Source organism: Pedobacter sp. AK017, assembly GCF_014200825.1.
GTDB lineage: Bacteria > Bacteroidota > Bacteroidia > Sphingobacteriales > Sphingobacteriaceae > Pedobacter > Pedobacter heparinus.
The window spans coordinates 187,712-207,792 of the sequence record NZ_JACHCW010000011.1; the positions used below are offsets into that span (position 1 = coordinate 187,712).

The 20,081-nt window shown below is 43.4% G+C and carries 21 protein-coding genes; 9 read left to right on the forward strand and 12 right to left on the reverse strand.

Annotation, left to right across the window (positions count from 1 at the left end):
• Positions 1–13: 13 nt before the first annotated feature.
• The 3 genes from HDC92_RS16890 to HDC92_RS16900 all read right to left on the reverse strand — a co-directional run bounded on the left by HDC92_RS16890 (position 14) and on the right by HDC92_RS16900 (position 3,880).
• Positions 14–730, reverse strand: coding sequence for a 3-ketoacyl-ACP reductase (locus tag HDC92_RS16890; RefSeq protein ID WP_183876223.1), 717 nt, complete (start codon positions 728–730; stop codon positions 14–16).
• 153 nt (positions 731–883) lie between these two features.
• Entirely contained in the window at positions 884–2,683 is a 1,800-nt protein-coding gene (typA, locus tag HDC92_RS16895; RefSeq protein WP_015809849.1) for a translational GTPase TypA, read from the reverse strand.
• A gap of 381 nt (positions 2,684–3,064) precedes the next feature.
• Positions 3,065–3,880, reverse strand: coding sequence for an alpha/beta hydrolase (locus HDC92_RS16900; protein ID WP_244862629.1), 816 nt, complete (start codon positions 3,878–3,880; stop codon positions 3,065–3,067).
• A 169-nt stretch (positions 3,881–4,049) separates the two neighbouring features.
• Between HDC92_RS16900 and HDC92_RS16905 the strand changes: the two genes are divergently transcribed.
• The 8 genes from HDC92_RS16905 (at position 4,050) to HDC92_RS16940 (ending at position 10,524) form a co-directional block, all read left to right on the forward strand.
• Complete coding sequence (locus tag HDC92_RS16905; RefSeq protein WP_183876225.1) at positions 4,050–5,042, forward strand: RimK family alpha-L-glutamate ligase; 993 nt, start codon at positions 4,050–4,052, stop codon at positions 5,040–5,042.
• On the forward strand, positions 5,039–6,142 hold the full coding sequence (locus tag HDC92_RS16910; RefSeq protein WP_015809852.1) for a carboxylate-amine ligase: 1,104 nt from the start codon (positions 5,039–5,041) through the stop codon (positions 6,140–6,142). The genes HDC92_RS16905 and HDC92_RS16910 overlap by 4 nt, the downstream gene beginning before the upstream one ends.
• 3 nt (positions 6,143–6,145) lie before the next feature.
• Positions 6,146–6,976: a type 1 glutamine amidotransferase gene (locus tag HDC92_RS16915; RefSeq protein WP_183876227.1), complete on the forward strand. Its 831-nt coding sequence runs from the start codon at positions 6,146–6,148 to the stop codon at positions 6,974–6,976.
• Between the two features lies 1 nt (position 6,977).
• Positions 6,978–8,165, forward strand: coding sequence for a hypothetical protein (locus HDC92_RS16920; protein ID WP_183876229.1), 1,188 nt, complete (start codon positions 6,978–6,980; stop codon positions 8,163–8,165).
• Positions 8,166–8,215: 50 nt separating this feature from the next.
• Positions 8,216–8,377: a FeoB-associated Cys-rich membrane protein gene (locus HDC92_RS16925; protein ID WP_015809855.1), complete on the forward strand. Its 162-nt coding sequence runs from the start codon at positions 8,216–8,218 to the stop codon at positions 8,375–8,377.
• 15 nt (positions 8,378–8,392) lie between these two features.
• A complete protein-coding gene (locus tag HDC92_RS16930; RefSeq protein WP_015809856.1) occupies positions 8,393–8,983 on the forward strand; it encodes a Crp/Fnr family transcriptional regulator in 591 nt (196 codons plus the stop codon).
• 89 nt (positions 8,984–9,072) lie between these two features.
• Positions 9,073–9,603, forward strand: a complete 531-nt coding sequence (locus HDC92_RS16935) for a YceI family protein (protein WP_183876231.1) — start codon at positions 9,073–9,075, stop codon at positions 9,601–9,603.
• Positions 9,604–9,651: 48 nt separating this feature from the next.
• Positions 9,652–10,524, forward strand: coding sequence for a pirin family protein (locus tag HDC92_RS16940; protein ID WP_183876233.1), 873 nt, complete (start codon positions 9,652–9,654; stop codon positions 10,522–10,524).
• Positions 10,525–10,618: 94 nt separating this feature from the next.
• On the opposite strand, the gene ispF is transcribed toward HDC92_RS16940, so the two are convergent.
• On the reverse strand, positions 10,619–11,098 hold the full coding sequence (gene ispF, locus HDC92_RS16945) for a 2-C-methyl-D-erythritol 2,4-cyclodiphosphate synthase (RefSeq protein WP_015809859.1): 480 nt from the start codon (positions 11,096–11,098) through the stop codon (positions 10,619–10,621).
• A 58-nt stretch (positions 11,099–11,156) separates the two neighbouring features.
• A complete protein-coding gene (gene porV / locus HDC92_RS16950) occupies positions 11,157–12,335 on the reverse strand; it encodes a type IX secretion system outer membrane channel protein PorV (protein WP_183876235.1) in 1,179 nt (392 codons plus the stop codon).
• Between the two features lie 215 nt (positions 12,336–12,550).
• Here porV and HDC92_RS16955 point away from each other — a divergent pair, with 215 nt between their 5' ends.
• Positions 12,551–14,149: an SUMF1/EgtB/PvdO family nonheme iron enzyme gene (locus HDC92_RS16955; RefSeq protein WP_015809861.1), complete on the forward strand. Its 1,599-nt coding sequence runs from the start codon at positions 12,551–12,553 to the stop codon at positions 14,147–14,149.
• Positions 14,150–14,218: 69 nt separating this feature from the next.
• Here the strand turns inward: HDC92_RS16955 and HDC92_RS16960 are convergent, their stop codons facing one another.
• The 7 genes from HDC92_RS16960 to HDC92_RS16990 are packed head-to-tail and all read right to left on the reverse strand — an operon-like array spanning position 14,219 to position 20,080.
• The gene (locus HDC92_RS16960; RefSeq protein WP_015809862.1) at positions 14,219–14,716 is read right to left on the reverse strand and encodes a biotin/lipoyl-containing protein; all 498 of its coding nucleotides are present in this window, start codon (positions 14,714–14,716) and stop codon (positions 14,219–14,221) included.
• A gap of 43 nt (positions 14,717–14,759) precedes the next feature.
• On the reverse strand, positions 14,760–15,416 hold the full coding sequence (locus HDC92_RS16965; RefSeq protein WP_183876236.1) for a DUF4159 domain-containing protein: 657 nt from the start codon (positions 15,414–15,416) through the stop codon (positions 14,760–14,762).
• The gene (locus tag HDC92_RS16970) at positions 15,413–16,117 is read right to left on the reverse strand and encodes a 16S rRNA (uracil(1498)-N(3))-methyltransferase (protein ID WP_015809864.1); all 705 of its coding nucleotides are present in this window, start codon (positions 16,115–16,117) and stop codon (positions 15,413–15,415) included. The genes HDC92_RS16965 and HDC92_RS16970 overlap by 4 nt, the downstream gene beginning before the upstream one ends.
• Before the next feature lie 10 nt (positions 16,118–16,127).
• On the reverse strand, positions 16,128–17,444 hold the full coding sequence (locus HDC92_RS16975) for a hemolysin family protein (RefSeq protein ID WP_015809865.1): 1,317 nt from the start codon (positions 17,442–17,444) through the stop codon (positions 16,128–16,130).
• Complete coding sequence (locus HDC92_RS16980; RefSeq protein WP_015809866.1) at positions 17,445–17,996, reverse strand: inorganic diphosphatase; 552 nt, start codon at positions 17,994–17,996, stop codon at positions 17,445–17,447.
• Between the two features lie 2 nt (positions 17,997–17,998).
• Positions 17,999–18,661, reverse strand: a complete 663-nt coding sequence (locus HDC92_RS16985; protein ID WP_015809867.1) for a DedA family protein — start codon at positions 18,659–18,661, stop codon at positions 17,999–18,001.
• Between the two features lie 45 nt (positions 18,662–18,706).
• A complete protein-coding gene (locus tag HDC92_RS16990; RefSeq protein WP_183876238.1) occupies positions 18,707–20,080 on the reverse strand; it encodes an NADH-quinone oxidoreductase subunit N in 1,374 nt (457 codons plus the stop codon).
• Position 20,081 lies beyond the last annotated feature (1 nt).

Here is a 20,081-nt window from a genome sequence, read left to right on the forward strand (position 1 = left end):
CCCCTGTACCAGCTTAAGGATTAGTAGACCAAAGACCCGCTTCTTTTACAAATACCCTCCGGTTCAATTTCAATTGTGCCACAACCAATTCAGCGAAATCTTCCGGTTGCATAACCCGATCGGGATTGCCATCAGTAAGTTTTAAATCCTTAGCCATATCTGTAGCCACCGTACTTGGCAATAAAGTACTTACCCTGATGTTGTGTTTCCGCACTTCCTGCATCAGCGATTCAGACATACCAATCAAACCAAATTTAGAGGCACTGTAAGCACTGGTCACAGCGGCACCATTTTTACCTGCAGTAGAAGAGATATTGATGATGTCACCCGTCTTTCTTTCTATCATTTCCGGTAATACCGCACGGGTTACATAATACGCTCCCAGTAAATTTACACGGATGATCTGCTCCCATTTTTCGGGCTCAAGCTCCATAAAAGAACCAAAAGCACCAATTCCGGCATTATTGATGAGGATGTCAACCACTCCCAGTTCAGATTTCAATGCCAGGACCGCCGCATTTACCGCGTTAATGTCTGCCACATCCATGGTAACAATTGCAGTTTTAACACCGTAGGGTTTTAATTCAGCCGCTACACGGTCTAAATCGGATGTCGTTCTGGCCGCAAGGCCTATATTTACACCTTCTTGTGCCAAAGCAATGGCCAATGCCCTGCCAATTCCTTTTCCGGCACCGGTTATAATGGCGTTCTTTCCTTGTAATGATTCCATAGTATCTTGTATTTAAATGGGTTCCCTTTATTAAAAACACAAAAATAACAAAAACAAAAGGCTGTTCCCTACGCAAGGGCCTTTATGACTTATAAATAGAAAAAGCCCCTGAAGATCAGTTCAGGGGCTTTTAAATATAGATAATTCTAAAAATTATACGATTTTATTGACTTTACGTGCAGCTTCAGTTAAGTGAATCTTACGTAAACGCATGCTTAAGGGGGTTACCTCAATGTACTCATCAGCCTGGATGTATTCCATAGCCTCTTCCAATGAGAACTTAATGGCCGGAGCAATACGCTGACTGTCGTCTGTACCGGAAGCACGCATATTGGTCAAAGCTTTACCTTTCACAATATTAATCACCAGATCATTATCACGAATGTGCTCTCCTAAGATTTGTCCTTCATAAATATCTACTCCCGGATCAACAAAGAAACGTCCGCGGTCCTGCAGTTTATCAATAGAATAAGCAGTAGTACTTCCTTTTTCCATAGAAACCAATACCCCATTTAACCTTCCCGGGATTGTACCTTTCCAGGGCTCATAAGCTTTAAAACGGTGTGCCATTATGGCCTCGCCGCCAGTAGCAGTCAATACATTGTTTCTTAATCCGATGATGCCACGTGCAGGAATATCAAATTCCAGGTGTTGTAAATCGCCTTTTGGCTCCATGATCAGCAACTCACCTTTACGTTGCGTTACCAGCTCAATTACTTTACCAGCAACTTCACCAGGTACGTCAACAATCAAAGTCTCAATAGGCTCACATTTTTTACCATCAATCTCTTTAATGATTACCTGTGGCTGGCCTACCTGAATTTCATACCCTTCACGGCGCATGGTCTCGATCAATACGGATAAATGGAGAATACCCCTTCCGTATACCAGATAAGCATCCGGAGATTCTGTTTCTACCACTTTAAGTGCAAGGTTTTTTTCGATCTCTTTATACAAACGCTCCTTCAAACGCTGAGAAGTTACAAATTTACCTTCTTTACCAAAAAATGGTGAGTTGTTGATCGTGAACAACATGTTCATCGTAGGCTCATCAATTTTGATTACCGGCAATTGCTCCGGAGCTTCGAAATCAGCAATGGTATCACCGATATCGAAACCATCGATACCCACAACAGCACAGATATCACCTGATTTTACTTCAGTAGCACGGATTTTACCTAAACCTTCGAAAGTATATAATTCTTTTACCCTTGATTTTACAATTTTACCATCCCGTTTGATCAAAGTAACCGGTTGGTTTTCTTTAATTACTCCGCGGTGTACACGGCCAATAGCAATACGGCCTACAAAAGATGAGTAATCTAATGAAGTGATCTGCATTTGTAAAGTACCATCGTTAGTGGGTGCAGCAGGAATATTAGCTACCACAGCATCTAACAGGGCGAAAATATCAGTAGTAGGTACTTTCCAGTCCGTACTCATCCATCCTTGTTTAGATGAACCGTAAATTACAGGAAAATCTAACTGGTCTTCTGTCGCTTCAAGGTTAAAGAACAATTCAAAGATCTGCTCATATACTTCTTCCGGACGGCAGTTCTCTTTATCTACCTTATTTACCACTACAATTGGCTTTAAGCCCAATGCCAATGCTTTTTGTGTTACGAAACGCGTTTGAGGCATTGCGCCTTCAAAAGCATCACACAATAACAATACACCGTCAGCCATTTTCAATACACGCTCCACCTCACCACCAAAATCGGCGTGACCAGGGGTATCAATGATGTTGATTTTTACATCTTTGTACTGTACTGAAACGTTTTTGGAAACAATCGTGATCCCACGTTCACGCTCCAAATCATTATTGTCAAGTATTAAATCTCCTGATTGTTCGTTATCACGGAAGATTGAACAGGCGTGTAAGATCTTATCAACCAGTGTAGTTTTACCGTGGTCAACGTGGGCTATGATTGCTATATTTCTAATTTTTTGCATAAAATGCGTCTGATTTTTGGCGCAAAGATAGGGTTTATTATCGACATATCAAGCAATTAGCTCTCGCCAAGTGTTAAGTTTTATGCAGATTATTTATCTCTACCGTATATTCAGGACTTTAACTTATAAGCAAGCCCCGTTCTTTCAGCTACGCCCGTACAACCTTGATTCCAGCGTCGGCCTTTCTTTTGAATGACTCCGAGGTGAGTCCGGCATGAGTCCGGGGTGAGTCCGACTTTTTACTAAAAAAAGCCGGACTCACCCCGGGTTTATTGCGGTAACTATACGGACGCATTGCAAGGACATCTAAAGCGCATCCTTCAGTATGCAGCCACCTTAACTTAAAAGAAATAACAGCTTAAAATTGTCCCCGCTCGGAAACTAGTTTAATTTGGTAATTTTCCGGCCAAAGGCCCAGCATAAAAATGCCGGCATGGCCCTCCCCCAGGTATGCACATCATGTTTGCCACCCACCATTTCATAATAAGTGATGTCATGGGGCCGCTGGTAGCCCTTTTTTAACAATGCCTTAATTACATCAACAGTATCATCGATGGAATCAATAATAAAATTCCTGTTCCGGTCGGCCAGCTCATCTTCTGTACCGGTCATTAACCAGAATTTGAGCTCAGGTTTTGCTGCTGTTGCAGCTATACTTTGGTGCAAAATGCGGTCATCATCGGTATAACCGTCTTTCAGGTCTTTTTTACGCCACCAGAAAGATCCGGAAAATACACCCACCGCATCAAAATAACGGTCGTTGTTCCAGACAAGGTCAAAAGCGCTAAGGCCTCCAAGTGAAAAGCCTGCAAAAGCTCTTTTGCCATTTATAGGCAGGGCAACTTCTCCATGCACAAAGGGGAACAGCTCTTTGATGATAAAATCGGTATAGGCAGCAGCTTTGCTACCCCTGTCCAAAAAATCAGGCTGCCCGGCTACACCATATTCCTGAAGGCGGTCGGCACCAGCTTTTATGGCCACCACAACCAAAGGTTCAATTTTAAAACCCTGGTACAGACTGTTCAGCATTTGCTGTAAACCCAGGCCCACTGTTTCCTGCCCGTCATTCAGCAGCAAAAGGTTCAGCGGCTCGTTTCCCATCAGACCTTCCGGTATAAAGAACTCCAGCGCTACATCCCTTTCCAGGTAAACAGATTTTAACAGGTGTTCAGTTTTAACAAGCTTCGGAAGCAACATGGCAGTATACATAATTCGGCGATTCCCCTTTCTCACAAATAAAATGCAAAGGTAATATTCTCGTTTAACAAATTGTTTATCTAACTTAAAGCAGCTAATTGATAAGCTGTGGGGAAGGGGTATAAAACACCTGAATGTTAAAACACTACTGAAAAACTAAAACAAGAGGATGAAGAAAATTGGAATTTTATTTGGGAAAGAAAGATCTTTTCCAGAGGCGTTTATAAAGCGTGTTAACCAGATTGGAGGAAAGGAATTCCAGGCAGAATTTGTAAGTATAGACAAGATACTTCAGGCAAAACCTTTGGCATACGCCGTAATTATAGACCGCATTTCCCAGGATGTGCCTTTTTATCGCGCTGCGATGAAAAATGCAGCCATTACCGGAACTGCGGTGATCAATAATCCTTTCTGGTGGAGTGCAGATGAAAAGTTCTTTAACAATGCGCTCGCAGAAAAACTGGGCGTACCGGTACCTAAAACTGCACTCATCCCTTCTTATGATCGGCCTGACGATACTTCGGATGCTTCGTTCAGTAACCTTGTTTATCCCCTGGATTGGGATTCGATTTTTGAGTATACCGGTTTTCCTGCCTACATGAAGCCCTTTGACGGTGGAGGTTGGAAAGATGTGTATAAACTGAACGACAAGGAAGACTTTTTTGACAAGCACAGCCGCAGCCGGCAAACGGTAATGATGCTGCAGGAAGAGATCATTTTTGACATTTATTTCAGGTGTTACTGTATTGGCGGCAAGTATGTGCACATTATGCCTTATGAACCCCGCAATCCCTTTCACCTCCGTTATGTAGCAAATGGCCCCGCTGCAGATAAAAAGCTTTTGCAGACCATTGAGGGCCATGTATTGAAATTAAACCGATACCTGGGCTATGATTTCAATACGGTAGAATTTGCTGTGCGTGATGGCATTCCTTATGCCATAGATTTTTGCAATCCCGCACCGGATGCAGACCTGGCCAGCATAGGACAGGAGAATTTTGAATGGGTAGTGGAAACCAGTGCCAGGTATGCCATAGAACGGGCCAAAATACAGGTTGAAGGGCAGGACAACCTGAGCTGGGGAGAATACCTTAAAACTGCTGCTGCAGGATTGCCCCTGATAGAGAAAACTACAGTTAAAAACAAGAAAGGCCAGTTATGATGAACGATTTTACCCTCGGTATAGAGGAAGAATATATGGTAACAGACCCTGTGACCAGGGAACTGACCTCGCACGACCAGAAGATAGTTGAAGCGGCACAAAAGATACATAAAGACCAGGTAAAGGCCGAGATGCACCAGGCGGTGGTAGAAGTGGGTACCGGAATTTGCAGGAATACCGACCAGGCAAGGGCGGAAATTTCGCAGCTGCGCTATACGGTTTCGCAACTGGCCGGCGAGCTGGGACTTAGGATTGGTGCTGCCGGTACACATCCTTTTTCCCATTGGGAAAAACAGCTGATTACCGAACATCCCCGTTACAGCGACATTGTGAACGAGCTGCAGGAGGCCGCGCGCTCTAACCTGATTTTTGGACTGCATGTACATGTGGGCTTCCAGTCGCGCGAGCTGGCCATACACATTGCTAACCAGGTGCGCTATTTTTTACCGCATGTTTTTGCCCTTTCAACCAATTCCCCCTTCTGGGAAGGGAGAAATACAGGGTACAAATCGTTCCGCACCAAGGTTTTTGACAAATTTCCGCGAACAGGCATTCCCGATATTTTTAACAGCATTGAAGATTATGACAATTATGTAAAGCTGCTGATCAAGACCAACAGCATTGACAATGCTAAAAAAATCTGGTGGGACATCAGGGTGCATCCTTTTTTTGAAACCATAGAATTCAGGATCTGTGATTGCCCCATGCTGATCGATGAAACCATGGCCTTTGTTGCCTTGTTTCAGTCCTTGTGCGCAAAACTGTACAAGCTGCGCCTGCAAAACATGAAGTTCATCAGCTATTCCAGGGCACTGATCAATGAGAATAAATGGCGGGCCGCACGTTATGGAATTGATGGTAACCTGATTGATTTTGGGAAAGAAATGGAGGTAAACTGTCGCAACCTGGTACTGGAGCTACTGGATTTTGTGGACGATGTAGTGGACGACCTGGGTTGCCGCAGGGAGATCAATTATGTAAGCCAGATACTGGCCAACGGAACTGGTGCCGACAGGCAATTGGCTGTTTACGAACAATTTGGTAACTTTGAGGCAGTGGTAGATTACATTACCACGCAAACTTTAATTGGGGCTAAATAGCGAATGGGGGATAGAAATAAGGTTAATGTGGCCGTTATTGACATGAATAACGGTTTTAGCAACCAGGGTATGCGCGGGATACAAGAGATCCTGACACGCTACAGGGAGGAGATCGGCGTGGATTTGCACTTCGATGTGTTCGATTTAAGGCAAAAAGGGGAGATACCAGGCATGGATTATGACATTTATATCTCCAGCGGAGGCCCGGGCAGTCCGTACGACGGAGAAGGCCGGCAATGGGAAAACGACTTCTTTGCACTGCTGGATAACATTGAAGCTTTTAATGCGCAACAGGAACTTAGCAAGAAACATGTTTTTTTAATCTGCCATTCTTTTCAGATGGCCTGCCGGAAATTTGGTGTCGGCCAGGTGACCAGCAGACGCTCAACAGCCTTTGGCATCTTTCCGGTGTTCTTAACGGAAGCGGGTGAAGATGATGTGATATTTAATGGTTTACCGAATCCTTTTTATACGGTAGACAGCCGGGACTGGCAGGTAACCAACCCCGATGATGCGCCCTTCGCCATTTCCGAAGCAAAAGTACTGGCACTGGAAAAAGAACGCCCGCATGTCGACCTGGACCGATGTGTCATGGCCATCCGCTTTACGAATGAGATTATAGGTACCCAGTTTCATCCGGAGGCCGACCCATTTGGCATGAAGTTGTACCTGCTGCAGGAAGATAAAAAAATGGCCATCATTGCCAGTCATGGTAAAGAAAAATACCTGGACATGCTGAACAGCCTGGAAGATCCGGCACGGATCCAGCTGACCCAACGCATGGTATTACCTAATTTTTTAAACCGGGCAATTAACGCTTTACAGGAGGCCTGACATGATTGAAAGGTACAGGAAAGCTTTTAACGCCGCCTTTTCGGCCAAAAAATATGAGGAACTGATCTGCTCGCTGCAAAAAGGTTTTACAGAAATTCCATTCAGGATTGCCGAAACACCGGTATTTATCCCTAAAGATTTAAAGGATAAACTGATTGCTGCAGGAGAAGAGATCATTGCACTGATCAAACATCCGGATTTTAAATCGCTTACTGCAGCAGCCATTCCCGCAGAATGGCACATACCCGGCGAGAACGATCATCCCCATTTTCTGACCTTCGACTTTGGCATTTGCAAAGATGAACTGGGCAACCTGGTACCCAAACTGATTGAAATGCAGGGCTTCCCTTCTTTGTATGGTTTCCAGCCCCTGCTGGGCAGGACGTACAAAAAAGCATATGACCTGCCCGACAATTTGAGCCCTTATTTTGAAGGTTTAAATGAGGCTACCTATGTTGCGTTGCTGAAAAAAGTGATACTTGGGCCCCACCAGCCGCATGAAGTGGCCCTGATGGATATAGCTGCCCCGGAGCAAAAAACACTGATCGACTTTTTAATTACAGAGAAACTACTGGGTATAAAAATATTGAGCCTGACCGATATCTTTAAAAAGGACCGGAACCTGTACTACAGCGAAAACGGCCAGGACATCCAATTGAAAAGAATATACAACCGGCTTATTTTTGATGAAATTGCCGGCCAGACGGAATTGTTTAACAAGAGTTTTGACCCCCGGGAGGTCCTGGATATTGAATGGATCACTCATCCGAACTGGTTTTACAGGATCAGCAAATATACCCTGCCTTTCCTGAAAAGCGACTTTGTGCCCGAAACCTGGTTCTTGAGCCAGCTGGGCAGTATCCCGGCAGATCTGGAAAATTACGTACTGAAACCTTTGTTTTCTTTTGCCGGCATGGGGGTTATGATTGAGGTTAGGGAGGAGGACATTAAGGCCATTAAAGACCCGGAGAACTGGATATTGCAGCGAAAGGTGGTTTATGCACCAGTGCTGCAGGCACCGGATGCAGGTGTAAAGGTCGAAATCAGGCTGATGTATTTATGGGCCGACGGCGAAGAACCGCAGCTCTGCATTACGCTGGCCAGGCTAAGCCGCGGCAAAATGATCGGTGTAAGGTATAATCAAGATTTTGACTGGGTTGGTGGCAGCATTGGCCTTATGGACCAGTAAATTTACATTTAACAGACCCCCTTTATAGCGGGTCTTATTATTTTTGTGTTATGGATATTCAGACCATTTTAGTCGCCTTACTTTTTGCTGCCGCCCTGTTTTATGTAGGCCGCATCATTTATCGTGCGGTTAGCTCCAAAAGCGGAGGTTGTGCTTCCAATTGTGGAAAGTGCGGTGTAGATTTCTCCAATATAGAACCCAATAAGAAATAGAATCATCTATAAGCTATGCTGGAGCAATTTAAAACCTATTTACAAAACAAGGTAGCCCTTACAGACGAGCAGTTTACGCTCATTTCCGGCAAACTTAAAATAAAGAATTTTGAGCGCAATGAAATGATCCTGATGAAGGGTGAGGTTTCTACTCATGGATATTTTGTGATGAGTGGCCTGTTGCGCAGCTATTCTATAGACAGCAAGGGCAAAACACACATCATCCAGTTTGCACCCGAACAATGGTGGCTGTCTGACCGCAATGGCATGTTGTTTAATGAGGCTTCCGACTTTTTTATTGATGCCATTGAACATACCCAGGCAGTGGTGATCCCTAAAGATTATATCAACGAAGCAGCAAAAATTGTTCCCTGTATGCACGATCTGAACCATACCATACTGAATAATTCGATCAGGTTTATGCAGAAACGGATCAATATGCTGTTGAGTGCTACAGCCGAAGAACGTTACCTGAATTTTATAAAACTCTATCCTAACCTCACCCTAAGGGTACCACAATGGATGATTGCCTCTTATCTGGGCATCACTCCGGAGTCGCTGAGCAGGGTACGTAAAGACCTGGCACATAAACATTTCAAAGCTTAACATTTTCTTATCATACATCAATGTCCAGCTAAACATATCACCGTAATTTTGTGTTGTTAATTAAAAGAAAAACTAAAAACAACAATATTATGGCAACTACAACCTGGACATTAGATCCTACACACAGTGAACTGCAGTTTAAAGTAAAACACCTGATGATCACTACCGTAACCGGTAGGCTGAATGTACTGACTGCATCATTAACTTCAGAATCTGACGATTTTGAAAATGCACAGGTAAAATTTGAGGCAGATACGGCTTCTATAGATACGGGAAATAATGACCGCGACAACCACCTGAAAAGTGGAGATTTCTTTAATGCAGATGAATTTCCCAAAGTATCCTTTGTATCAACTTCTTTCACTAAAGATGGGGGTGATTACACTTTAAAAGGCGATTTAACGATTAAAGATGTAACAAAACCTGTAAAACTGGCTGTTGAATTTGGTGGTATCGCCACCGATCCATGGGGCAATACCAAAGCTGGATTTACCATCAGTGGAAAAATCAACAGAACAGATTTCGGTTTAAACTGGAATGCGGCATTAGAAACCGGTGGGGTAATGGTAAGTGAAGAAGTTAAAATTTTAGGCGAACTGCAGTTTGTAAAACAAGCCTGATCATAAAAGACAATACAGCATCCTTCGTAAAACAGAAAGGAGACAAAGATGGAAGCAAATAGTAAAGGGGTAGCCGGTGTTTTAAATGCACCAGCACCTCACATGGTTGGTGATGGGTTCAGGGTACACAACTTTTTTCCCAGTGGTTACAAGCTAAAAATGAGCCCGTTTTTTCTGCTCGATTACAATCCTAAAATCGCATTTTCGGCCAGAAATGAACCCAGAGGGGTTGGTGTACATCCACACAGGGGCTTTGAAACGGTTACCATAGCTTATCATGGCGCCGTGGCCCATCACGACAGTGCGGGCAACAGCGGTGTGATTTATCCGGGCGATGTGCAATGGATGAGTGCTGCGGGAGGAATACTGCACAAAGAGTATCATGAGGCAGCGTACAGTAAAAAGGGGGGCGATTTTCAGATGGTGCAGTTGTGGGTTAACCTGCCTGCAAAGGATAAAATGAGCAAGCCCAAATATCAGGGTATTCAACACCAGGATATTGCCAAATATCAATTGCCTGCAGCAGCAGGGGAAATTGAGGTTATCGCGGGTGAATATAAAGGAGTGAAAGGCTCTGCCAGTACATTTTCGCCAATGCATGTATTTAATGCCAGACTGAATAAGGACGGCAAGGCCAAATTTGATTTCCCGGCCAGCTATAATACCGGTTTTGTGGTTATTGAAGGCAGTATTAAGGTTAACAACGCAGAAACAGCCCATGCCGATCAGTTTGTACATTTTAAAAATGAGGGGACAAGTATAGAAGTTGAGGCTTTGGAAAACAGTGTGGTCCTGATATTGAGTGGTGAGCCCATCAATGAACCTATTGCCCAGTATGGTCCTTTTCTGATGAATACTGCCGAGGAAATCCAGCAGGCAATCAGTGATTATAATCAGGGGAAGTTTGGGTATTTAGAATAATAGGGGAAAATTGCAGTTCTCAGAGAAGGTAATTTTCCTTTTAACTGAATGCATAGGCAAGACGCATACTTAGCATCCTGCCAAGCGAACAAAATTATCTTTTTTCAATCAAACACACTGCATACGCCACAACCCCCTCTTCCCGGCCAATAAAGCCCATTTGCTCATTGGTAGTCGCTTTGATGGAAATATCTTCTACAGATATACCCGCGGCTTCAGCAATATTTTGTTGCATAGCAGGAATGTGCGGATTGATTTTAGGCGCTTCAATACACAGCATCGCGTCTATATTGCCAATCCCATAACCTTTTTCATGTAACAATTTTACCGTTTCCTGTAACAGGATCAGGCTGCTGATCCCTTTCCAGCGGGGATCTGTATTTTTAAAATGAAAACCGATATCCCTTAAATTGGCTGCCCCCAGTAAAGCATCGCATATAGCATGCAGAAGCACATCGGCATCCGAATGTCCATAAGCCCCGCTATGATGTTCCAGGTTGACCCCTCCTATGATGAACGGATGATTTTCTTTCAACTGGTGTACATCAAACCCGAAACCTACTTTAATCTTCATGATCCTGTTATTATTCTATTGTTATTATTTTGCATTACGATTGCCTTGCACCGCCTGTTTAATTTTGAGTGCTGCCAAAGTTAAACAGTAAGGTAAACCTTAGGGTATTGGCCAATGGGTTCTTATCTGCATTGGCAAGCAGATAGGCAATATCCATATTAAACACATTATATTTTAACCCAGCGCCAAGAGTTGCGTAACGTCTGTTGCCTTTTTTCGGGTTTTCATAAAAATATCCGGCCCTTAAAGCAAACTGCTGGTTATACCAGTATTCCATTCCGGCAGCAATGTTTATTTCTTTCAGCTCTTCACTAAAACCGCCCGGCGCATCAGCAAATGAACCAAAGATACCGGCAGGGACGGAGCGGTCGGGGTCTTTACCCGAAATGATCTTCCCGTTGGCATCATAAACCGGCTGTGTAGGTACCATCAGCTTGTTAAAATCCAGGGCAAAAGTAAACTGGTTATAATCATCGATCAGAAAAGTGGAGGCCCCGCCTATTTTCATGTTTGCAGGCAAAAAAGACTTGGGCCCGCTATCGGAATAACTGACCTTGGTGCCAATATTTGAAAGGTTAAGACCGGCCGAAAGGATGGCATCTGTTCCTAAAAATACAGTAGGTTTTTTAAAGTAAGCGGATACATCGACTGCTATACCAGAGGCAGCATGCGTTTGCTGACCGGCCGAAAACTGCCCCGAACTAAGGTTCGAATAAATATACCTTAAGGAAGTACCCAATGAAAAAGATTCGCCCATGCGCCTGGCATAAGTCACATCAAAAGCCAGTTCATTAGGTGTATATACACCCAGATTGTTCTGGTTGATATCCGTCAGCTGGATCTCGCCGAGATTAAAATAGCGCAGGGAGCTGCCAATAGTGGTCCGTTCATCTGGCTTATAGAAACCAGCCAGGTAAGTCAGACTGATGTCTGGGACCAGGCTTTTTAACCAGGGACTGTACGAAACAGAGAAGCCGTATTTTTTATCTAAAAAAGCAAGTTTGGAAGGGTTGATGCCACTGGCATTTGCATCAGGTTGTACCGCTACGCCTGCATCGCCCATGCTTCCGGCACGGGCATCCGGTGTGATGAGCAAAAAAGGAACAGCAGTGATGATGTTATTGATTTCGCTGCCATTGGGCTGCGTACCAGGCTCCACAACCTGCGCAAATCCCTCATTGCCAACTGCAAATAAGAAGAAGATTAAAGCAGTTTTAACAAGGCATTTCAAATTCATCCGCTGTGCTATAATTTAAACAATTATTCTCCGCAAGTTAACATAGTGTTTCTTAATTTCAAAGTATTGCCGATCCAATTATCGCTATTGTGGAGTTCATTAACGATACAATATGCTACCTTATTTTAAATTATTTGTGATGTTCTTGTTGCATAAACCATTTTTTGTGTAATTTTAACTCTTAGTAGAAAAAGAACGCAATATATCATTCCCATATGAAGAAAATATACTTATACTTACTCCTATCCTTTGTGGCTGTAACTGCACTGGTTTCCTGTAAAACAAAATCAGAGAAGTCGGACAAAACAGGCATGGACTACAATAAACAGGAATACGGTGGTTTTGTAGTAAACAAAAAGTACAGACGTGGACCAGGCCCGGGACTTGTAGAAATTGAAGGCGGGGTTTTTGTAATGAGTGGCAGTGCCATTAATGTACCCGGACAAGAGCTGAGTTCTTATAACCACAAACGGGAAACCACGGTTTCTTCGTTTTACATGGATGAGACCGAAGTTTCCAATACCAACTGGCTGGAATACCTGAACTGGATCCGTACCAATTTTCCTAAAGATTACGAATACTATTACAATGAAATGCCCGATACACTGGTTTGGCGCAGGCCGCTTTCGTATAACGAACCTTATGTAGACAATTATTTAAGGCACCCCGCCTATCAGGACTATCCTGTGGTAGGTGTTTCATGGGAACAGGCCGGCAGATATTGCGAATGGCGGACCGACAGGGTGAACGAATATTTACTGCGCCAGCGTGGTTACATGACTACTTTTAAAGAACTAAATGGAGGTGCTGCAAAGGGCAATGCTACAGCCGCTGCCACGCCAAGACCTACAGGGCCATTTAATACGGATACTTACCTGAGCGGACAGTACGACGATAAAGGCAAAAATGCCATGAAAGACCTGAACCCGTCCAATGCAGCAGCAGGCACAGGTACTGCCGCCGCCGGTGGCCGGAACGCGCCTAAAAGAAATGTAAGGCTGGAGGATGGTATTTTAAAACAGCCTTACCGCCTGCCCACTGAAGCCGAATGGGAGTATGCCGCATTGGGCCTGATTGGCAATACACAATATGAGAACATCAACAGCAATAAAATTTATCCCTGGAGTGGTCTGGGCCTAAGCTCGGCCAAGAAAAGTACCCGGGGTTTGATCCTGGCCAACTTTAAAAGGACCAAAGGTGATTATATGGGTGTTGGCGGCTCACTGAACGATAAAGGGAGCATCACGGTGAATGTCAGGTCATACACCCCAAATGACTTTGGCCTTTACAATATGGCTGGAAACGTAAGTGAATGGGTTGCTGATGTATACCGTTCCAATACTTTCGAGGCAGCAGATGCCTTTAACCCGTACAGGGGTAACTATTACCAGGATAAAAAGATTGCCGATCCTGCAACCGGAAAAATAGCGATCGATAAATACAACAAACCGGTCATGACAGATGCACTTTATGCAAAGAAACAGACCTGGGCTGAAAAACAGGCTGCAGCGGCAAAACCGACAGATTCGCTAAAGAACACTTATGCCGATCAAAGGGGCTACAGAGACCCTCAGAGCGAGCTGTATGGAGAAACTACACTGGTTAACGATAAATCGAGGGTGTATAAAGGTGGTTCATGGAACGATCAGGCACTATGGCTAAACCCGGCCAGCAGAAGGTACCTGCAGCAAGATGAGGCTACAGCAGATATAGGCTTCCGCTGCGCAATGACCATGCTTGGCGCACCGGAAATCAGGTCTTCAGGAAAACCTCAGTTCAAGCCAAAACAGGCAAAGCCATTCAAAGGAAAATAACTTAAAAATATTCACATAAAAAAAGGGAAAACTGTTGTTTTCCCTTTTTTTATGTGTCTAAATCTATAGCTACGAAAACCGGATCAGGACTTCGTTCTTTTCCACTTTAACCCCTTTACTGGTCAGTACCTTCTTCACTGTACCACCGGCCGGCGATTTAATGATATTTTCCATCTTCATGGCTTCCAGTACCAGCAGGTTATCCCCTTTATTTACTTCCTGGCCTTCTTCAACCATTACATTCAGCACCAGGCCGGGCATGGGGGCTTTAACATCCTGTACTTTACCAGCCATAGCCGTATCTAAACCGAGCTGCTTAAGCAAGGGGGCATACTCGTCCTGTATAGCAATATGGTATAATGCACCGTTTACCTTAATCACGCTGCTCTTTTCTGCCCTATCTGCTGAAACCAGTTCTATATTGTACGACCTGTTCTGATAAATGACATGCACATAGTTCTCGGATATTTTTGCAGGATCAAGCGCTATGACCTGGCCATTGGCTTTAAACTCTTTAGGAGCAAGCTCGATATCAAAATCGTAATGATCATTTACTTTTACTTTCATAAGCTGGTTCTATCTGCTGCACAATAACTGCAGCCTGTTTAAATTATTGTGTTAAGGCATATTGAATCAGGTTAGCGCCCATTTTAAGCGCGCTCATGCGTTTCTCTTGTGTGTCTTCAGGGTAGGTGCCAAAGTCTTCCCAGCCATTGCCCAGATCGCACTCATAGGTGTAAAAACAAACTACCCTGCCCTGCCAGATCAATGCGTAACCTTTTGCCGGCTTGCCATCATGTTCATGAATTTTTGGAAGGCCGTTCGGGAATTTAAATTTCTGATTGTAGAGGCTATGATTGGGTGGTAGTTCAATGAAAGACAGTTCAGGAAAAACCTTTTTCATCTCTGTACGGATAAACTTGTCGAGGCCATAGTTGTCGTCAATATGCAAAAAACCGCCACCAATCAAATACCTGCGCAGGTTACCGGCTTCAGCTGTGCTGAATACCACATTACCATGTCCTGTCAGGTATACAAAAGGATAATTAAACAATTCGGTACTGCCTACTTCTACGATGGCTTCCTGCGGAGCAAAATTTGTGCTCAGGTTTTTATTGCAGAAATCGATCAGGTTAGGCAGTGCAGTACGGTTGGCATACCAGTCGCCACCCCCGTTGTATTTCAGCTTGGCCATTTTATAGGTGGGCACCCAAAAGCTGCTTTGCAGTACCACCAATAATAAAAGTCCAAATAGCCTGATCCTCATCTGTTCAAATAATTCACTTCAAAACATGCCGCTAATGCAGCTGTCTCTGTCCGCAACCGGGTATTACCTAAAGTTAAGGGTTTATAACCGCTTTGCAAAGCCATTTCAATTTCCTGGCCTGTAAAATCACCTTCCGGTCCGATCAGTATCGTATAGCTGCCCGCAGGCTTTACCACATCACTAATGTACTGTCTGGCTGCCGCATCTACACAATGGGCTATCATTTTAAGGCTGTCATTCTTTTGCTTCAGAAAAGCTGATAGGCTAATTTGAGGGTTTAAGCGGGGGTGATAGGCTTGTAACGACTGCTTTACTGCGGCAGTGATCACTTTATTTAAACGGTCTTCTTTAACCACCTTACGTTCCGACCTGTCGCAGATCACCGGGGTGATTTCTTCAATGCCGATTTCAGTAGCCTTTTCCAGGAACCACTCCAGCCGGTCTATATTTTTTGTAGGTGCGACAGCAATGTGAAGGTAATGCCGGCGTTTGTGATATTCTTTTTGGACCTCAATGATCCTTAGATTTACCTGTCTTTTAGTTTCACCGGTAATTTCGGCCTTATACAGGCCGCCAATGCCATCAATCAGATAAACAACGGCACCAGTACCCAGACGCAATACCCTGGTGCAATGCCTGCTCTCTTCCTCATTTAATACATACACATCCGAACCGATGTCAGGCGTATAAAAAACATGCATGGTATTGATTTTAGTGTAGATCGATCATATCACTCTTATTGATCACCAGTTCCAGCTTTATGGTCTCTATATTTTGTTCCGTTTTCTTTAAAATGGTAAATAAATAGCCATAACATTCTTCACTGTCGCCCACTTCAGGTATTTTGCCAAAAGCATGGGAGACCAGCCCTCCTACCGTATCAAAATCTTCATCTTCCGGCAGGTCGTGTGGCAGGTGCTCGTTTACATCGTATACAGTAGCGTAAGCATTGATAATAAACTCCGTATCCGATATTTTCTCTACAGTCGGCTTTTCTTCATCGTACTCATCCTGGATCTCCCCAACGATCTCTTCCACAATATCCTCGAGGGTAACCATACCGGCTGTGCCACCAAACTCGTCGATCACAATGGCTATCTGTATGCGTTTTTGCTGAAGCTCGCTCAGCAGGTCGTTGATCTTCTTGGTCTCGGGTACAAAATAAGGCTTCCTGATGATGTCGGCCAGCACCCATTCCTTATTGTCGGCCAGTAAAGGAAGGATATCCTTCGCATGCACAATACCGATGATCTTATCAATAATATCATCATACACCGGCAAACGGGAATATCCTTCTGCAATGATCTTTTCTACAACTTCTCTTTTTGGGGTAGAAAGCTCTACGCCCATAATTTTGGTTCTTGGAACCATAATATTTTTTACCACGCGCTCATTAAAATCAAAAACGTTTTTAATCAGCTCATGTTCATTGGTGTCAAGCGCACCGCTTTCCTTACCCTGGTCCAGCAAATAATAAAGCTCTTCAGTACTGTGAACAGAATCATGTCCGCCAACATTGGAGATCCCAAATAATTTAAGTACTACATTCGCAAATCCGTTTAATACCCAGATAAATGGCCTGAATATCAAATAAAAACCTTGCAGCGGCAGTGCGATAAAAAGGGTAGTGGCCACAGGCCTTTGAATGGCGACCGATTTAGGGGCCAGTTCTCCAAAAACAATGTGCATAACCGTAATGAACAGGAAGGCTATTCCGGTAGAAATAGAGGTGATATAGATCTCCGAAAGGGAGAAATTGATCAGCAGGTCGTGTACAATGCTATGCATGACCGACTCGCCAACCCAACCCAAACCCAGTGAGGCCAAAGTGATCCCCAGTTGTGTAGCGGCCAGATAACCATCTAAATGCTGGGTAATGTGCTTTGCGATATTCGCAACCCGGCTACCAGACTTAGCTTTTATCTCAATCTGGGATGCCCGAACTTTTACTATTGCAAACTCTGCAGCAACAAAAAAGCCATTAAGGGCAACCAGAAAAAAGGTAAAAAATATTTTAAATGCTTCCATTTAAGATCTGTTTCTAAACTTCTTGTCGTACAGCTCTATACTTTCCTGTATCACTTTATGGGCATAACGTACACCCAGTAAATGTTCAATTGTTACTTTCTTTTCTTCTAATGCCTTGTAATCCTGAAAAAACTTTACGATTTCTTTCATCGTATGCGGAGGCAGTTCGGCAAGATCATTAATGTAATTAACCGACATGTCGTTCTTGGCCACAGCAATGATCTTGTCATCCTGTTCTCCGTTGTCTACCATGTGCATCACGCCAATTACCTTGGCTTCGATAATGGTCATTGGGTAAACATCCACAGAACACAGTACCAGGATGTCCAATGGGTCATTGTCATCGCAATAAGTTTGCGGGATAAATCCATAATTTGCAGGATACATCACTGAAGAAAACAGCACACGGTCTAGTTTAATCAGATTGGAATCCTTATCAATTTCGTACTTCGCTTTTGATCCTTTAGGAATTTCAATAATGGCATTCACAATCTCCGGCAGGTTATCGCCCGGAGAAACACTGTGCCAAGGGTGATGGTCGTCTTTACTCATTTTTATTGTTCAGTATTTGATAATTCGTCATTGTTATCCTTCACTACTTTCTTTCTCACAAATGTAACGATGAGCGGAATAGTTGTAATAACAATAAAACCTATAATTATATATAATAAATAGTCACTAATTTCTTTTTCAAATCTTTTGCCCAGAAAATAACCGAGCAAAGTTAAGGATGCTATCCAAATTAATGCACCTGAAATGTTATATAAAGCAAATCTTTTAAAATCTAATTTTACAACACCAGCAAAAATCGGTGCAAAAGTCCTTACTATTGGTACAAATCTGCCCATGATCAGGGCAAAGGCCCCCTGCTTGTGGTAATATTCCTCGGCAGCCTTTAAATAACGTCGTTTAAAGAAGAAAGATTCTTTCCGGTGGTATAGCACCGGCCCGGTCTTTCGGCCAAACCAATAGCCAACAAAATTACCTGAAACAGCAGATACACACAACCCAAAGATCAGGACGTATATATTTACATCTAATTTATCTGTTGCGACAAACATCCCGGCAAGAAACAAAAGATAATCTCCGGGAAGAAAAAACCCGAAGAACAAACCTGTCTCGGCAAAGATCACAAACATTACAACGTAAAAACCACCTTCTCTAAGTAATTTTTCGGGATCAATGAAGTGCTGTAACGAATTCCAGAAATCTTGCATATTTCAATTATTCGTAAAACTACTAATAATTATCTATAGAAGTGACTATATCAAATTTAAAATTACGGATGGGTATATCCCTAAAAACAGCGTGATCAGTGCCGATAAAATGAGTACCACCTGGTATTGAAAGGGCGGTTGCAGCTGGGTTTCATGTCCATCGCGGAAATACATCGCCACAATTACTTTAAAATAATAATAGAATCCTACCAGCGCATTTAAGATGGCAAAGGCCACCAGGTACACCTGGTATTCCGTCATAACGTTTACAAACATCAGGTACTTACCAATAAAACCGGCAGTAAGCGGGATACCGGCCAGTGACAACATGGCAACAGTAAGCATCAATGCCGTTAAGGGGTTACGCTTAGCCAGGCCATTAAAGCTTTCAAAATTATCATTGCCTGTTTTTTGTTTAACCAGGATCAATACAGCAAAGGCAACAATGGTTGCAAAAGTATAGGCCGTAGCATAAACAAATACATTACCCGAAGAATTTGCAGTTAAGGTAACCAGCGAGAACAACAGATAACCTGCATGTGAAATACTGGAATAGGCCAGCATTCTTTTAAAGTTTTTCTGAAATAAGGCCGTTACATTACCGATCAGCAAGGTAAGACAAACAATACCCATCAGTGGTGGCAGCCAGAAATCGTGCAGAGGTGCCAGCGTACCTGCAAACAAGCGTAAAAAAGCAGCAAAGCCTGCTGTTTTCACAATGGTAGACATGAACGTTGTGATCAGCGTTGGTGCCCCTTCATATACATCGGGTGTCCAGAAGTGAAAGGGTGCAGCGCCAATTTTAAAACACAGGCCGATCATCAGCAGGATCACTCCCGGATAAAACATCGGGGAAATGGCTTTATAGTTACCAACCAAATACTGGTTGATGGTATCAAGGTCAAAAGATCCTGTAGCCCCATAGATCAGCGTGATGCCGAACAGCAAAAATCCGGTTGAAAAAGCGCCCATCAGAAAATACTTTAAAGAAGCTTCATTCGAGGCAAAATTGCTTTTCCGGATGCCTGCAAGGATGTACAGGCTGACTGACATGATTTCCAGTCCGATAAACAGCATCGACATATTTTTGTAGGAAACCATGATCACTATACCTGCAAGTGCAAAAAGTATCAGCGTAAAATATTCAGCTATGTTTTCGCTGTTTGCAGCAAAATAATTTTGGGTAAGCAAAAATATAAGGAAAGTACCTGCTATGGTCAGCCCGGTAAAAGCCAGTGCGAAATTATCCATCTGCATCATCCCATAATAGGTTTGATTGGTGTCCCAGGCTGTAACCACAAACGCCAGCGAAACCAGCAAACCAAGTAAGGTAAGGGGTAATAACGCTTTTTTAGCTTTAAACAAACCTGCGTAAAGCACCACTAAAGCTGTAACAGTTATTGTTATAATGATATTCATT

What these genes read in the sequence shown, in the direction of transcription:
- HDC92_RS16890 (WP_183876223.1), bottom strand. Translation starts at nt 730, where the DNA reads ATGGAATCATTACAAGGAAAGAACGCCATTATAACCGGTGCCGGAAAA.
- typA (WP_015809849.1), bottom strand. Translation starts at nt 2,683, where the DNA reads ATGCAAAAAATTAGAAATATAGCAATCATAGCCCACGTTGACCACGGT.
- HDC92_RS16900 (WP_244862629.1), bottom strand. Translation starts at nt 3,880, where the DNA reads ATGTTGCTTCCGAAGCTTGTTAAAACTGAACACCTGTTAAAATCTGTT.
- HDC92_RS16905 (WP_183876225.1), top strand. Translation starts at nt 4,050, where the DNA reads ATGAAGAAAATTGGAATTTTATTTGGGAAAGAAAGATCTTTTCCAGAG.
- HDC92_RS16910 (WP_015809852.1), top strand. Translation starts at nt 5,039, where the DNA reads ATGATGAACGATTTTACCCTCGGTATAGAGGAAGAATATATGGTAACA.
- HDC92_RS16915 (WP_183876227.1), top strand. Translation starts at nt 6,146, where the DNA reads ATGGGGGATAGAAATAAGGTTAATGTGGCCGTTATTGACATGAATAAC.
- HDC92_RS16920 (WP_183876229.1), top strand. Translation starts at nt 6,978, where the DNA reads ATGATTGAAAGGTACAGGAAAGCTTTTAACGCCGCCTTTTCGGCCAAA.
- HDC92_RS16925 (WP_015809855.1), top strand. Translation starts at nt 8,216, where the DNA reads ATGGATATTCAGACCATTTTAGTCGCCTTACTTTTTGCTGCCGCCCTG.
- HDC92_RS16930 (WP_015809856.1), top strand. Translation starts at nt 8,393, where the DNA reads ATGCTGGAGCAATTTAAAACCTATTTACAAAACAAGGTAGCCCTTACA.
- HDC92_RS16935 (WP_183876231.1), top strand. Translation starts at nt 9,073, where the DNA reads ATGGCAACTACAACCTGGACATTAGATCCTACACACAGTGAACTGCAG.
- HDC92_RS16940 (WP_183876233.1), top strand. Translation starts at nt 9,652, where the DNA reads ATGGAAGCAAATAGTAAAGGGGTAGCCGGTGTTTTAAATGCACCAGCA.
- ispF (WP_015809859.1), bottom strand. Translation starts at nt 11,098, where the DNA reads ATGAAGATTAAAGTAGGTTTCGGGTTTGATGTACACCAGTTGAAAGAA.
- porV (WP_183876235.1), bottom strand. Translation starts at nt 12,335, where the DNA reads ATGAATTTGAAATGCCTTGTTAAAACTGCTTTAATCTTCTTCTTATTT.
- HDC92_RS16955 (WP_015809861.1), top strand. Translation starts at nt 12,551, where the DNA reads ATGAAGAAAATATACTTATACTTACTCCTATCCTTTGTGGCTGTAACT.
- HDC92_RS16960 (WP_015809862.1), bottom strand. Translation starts at nt 14,716, where the DNA reads ATGAAAGTAAAAGTAAATGATCATTACGATTTTGATATCGAGCTTGCT.
- HDC92_RS16965 (WP_183876236.1), bottom strand. Translation starts at nt 15,416, where the DNA reads ATGAGGATCAGGCTATTTGGACTTTTATTATTGGTGGTACTGCAAAGC.
- HDC92_RS16970 (WP_015809864.1), bottom strand. Translation starts at nt 16,117, where the DNA reads ATGCATGTTTTTTATACGCCTGACATCGGTTCGGATGTGTATGTATTA.
- HDC92_RS16975 (WP_015809865.1), bottom strand. Translation starts at nt 17,444, where the DNA reads ATGGAAGCATTTAAAATATTTTTTACCTTTTTTCTGGTTGCCCTTAAT.
- HDC92_RS16980 (WP_015809866.1), bottom strand. Translation starts at nt 17,996, where the DNA reads ATGAGTAAAGACGACCATCACCCTTGGCACAGTGTTTCTCCGGGCGAT.
- HDC92_RS16985 (WP_015809867.1), bottom strand. Translation starts at nt 18,661, where the DNA reads ATGCAAGATTTCTGGAATTCGTTACAGCACTTCATTGATCCCGAAAAA.
- HDC92_RS16990 (WP_183876238.1), bottom strand. Translation starts at nt 20,080, where the DNA reads ATGAATATCATTATAACAATAACTGTTACAGCTTTAGTGGTGCTTTAC.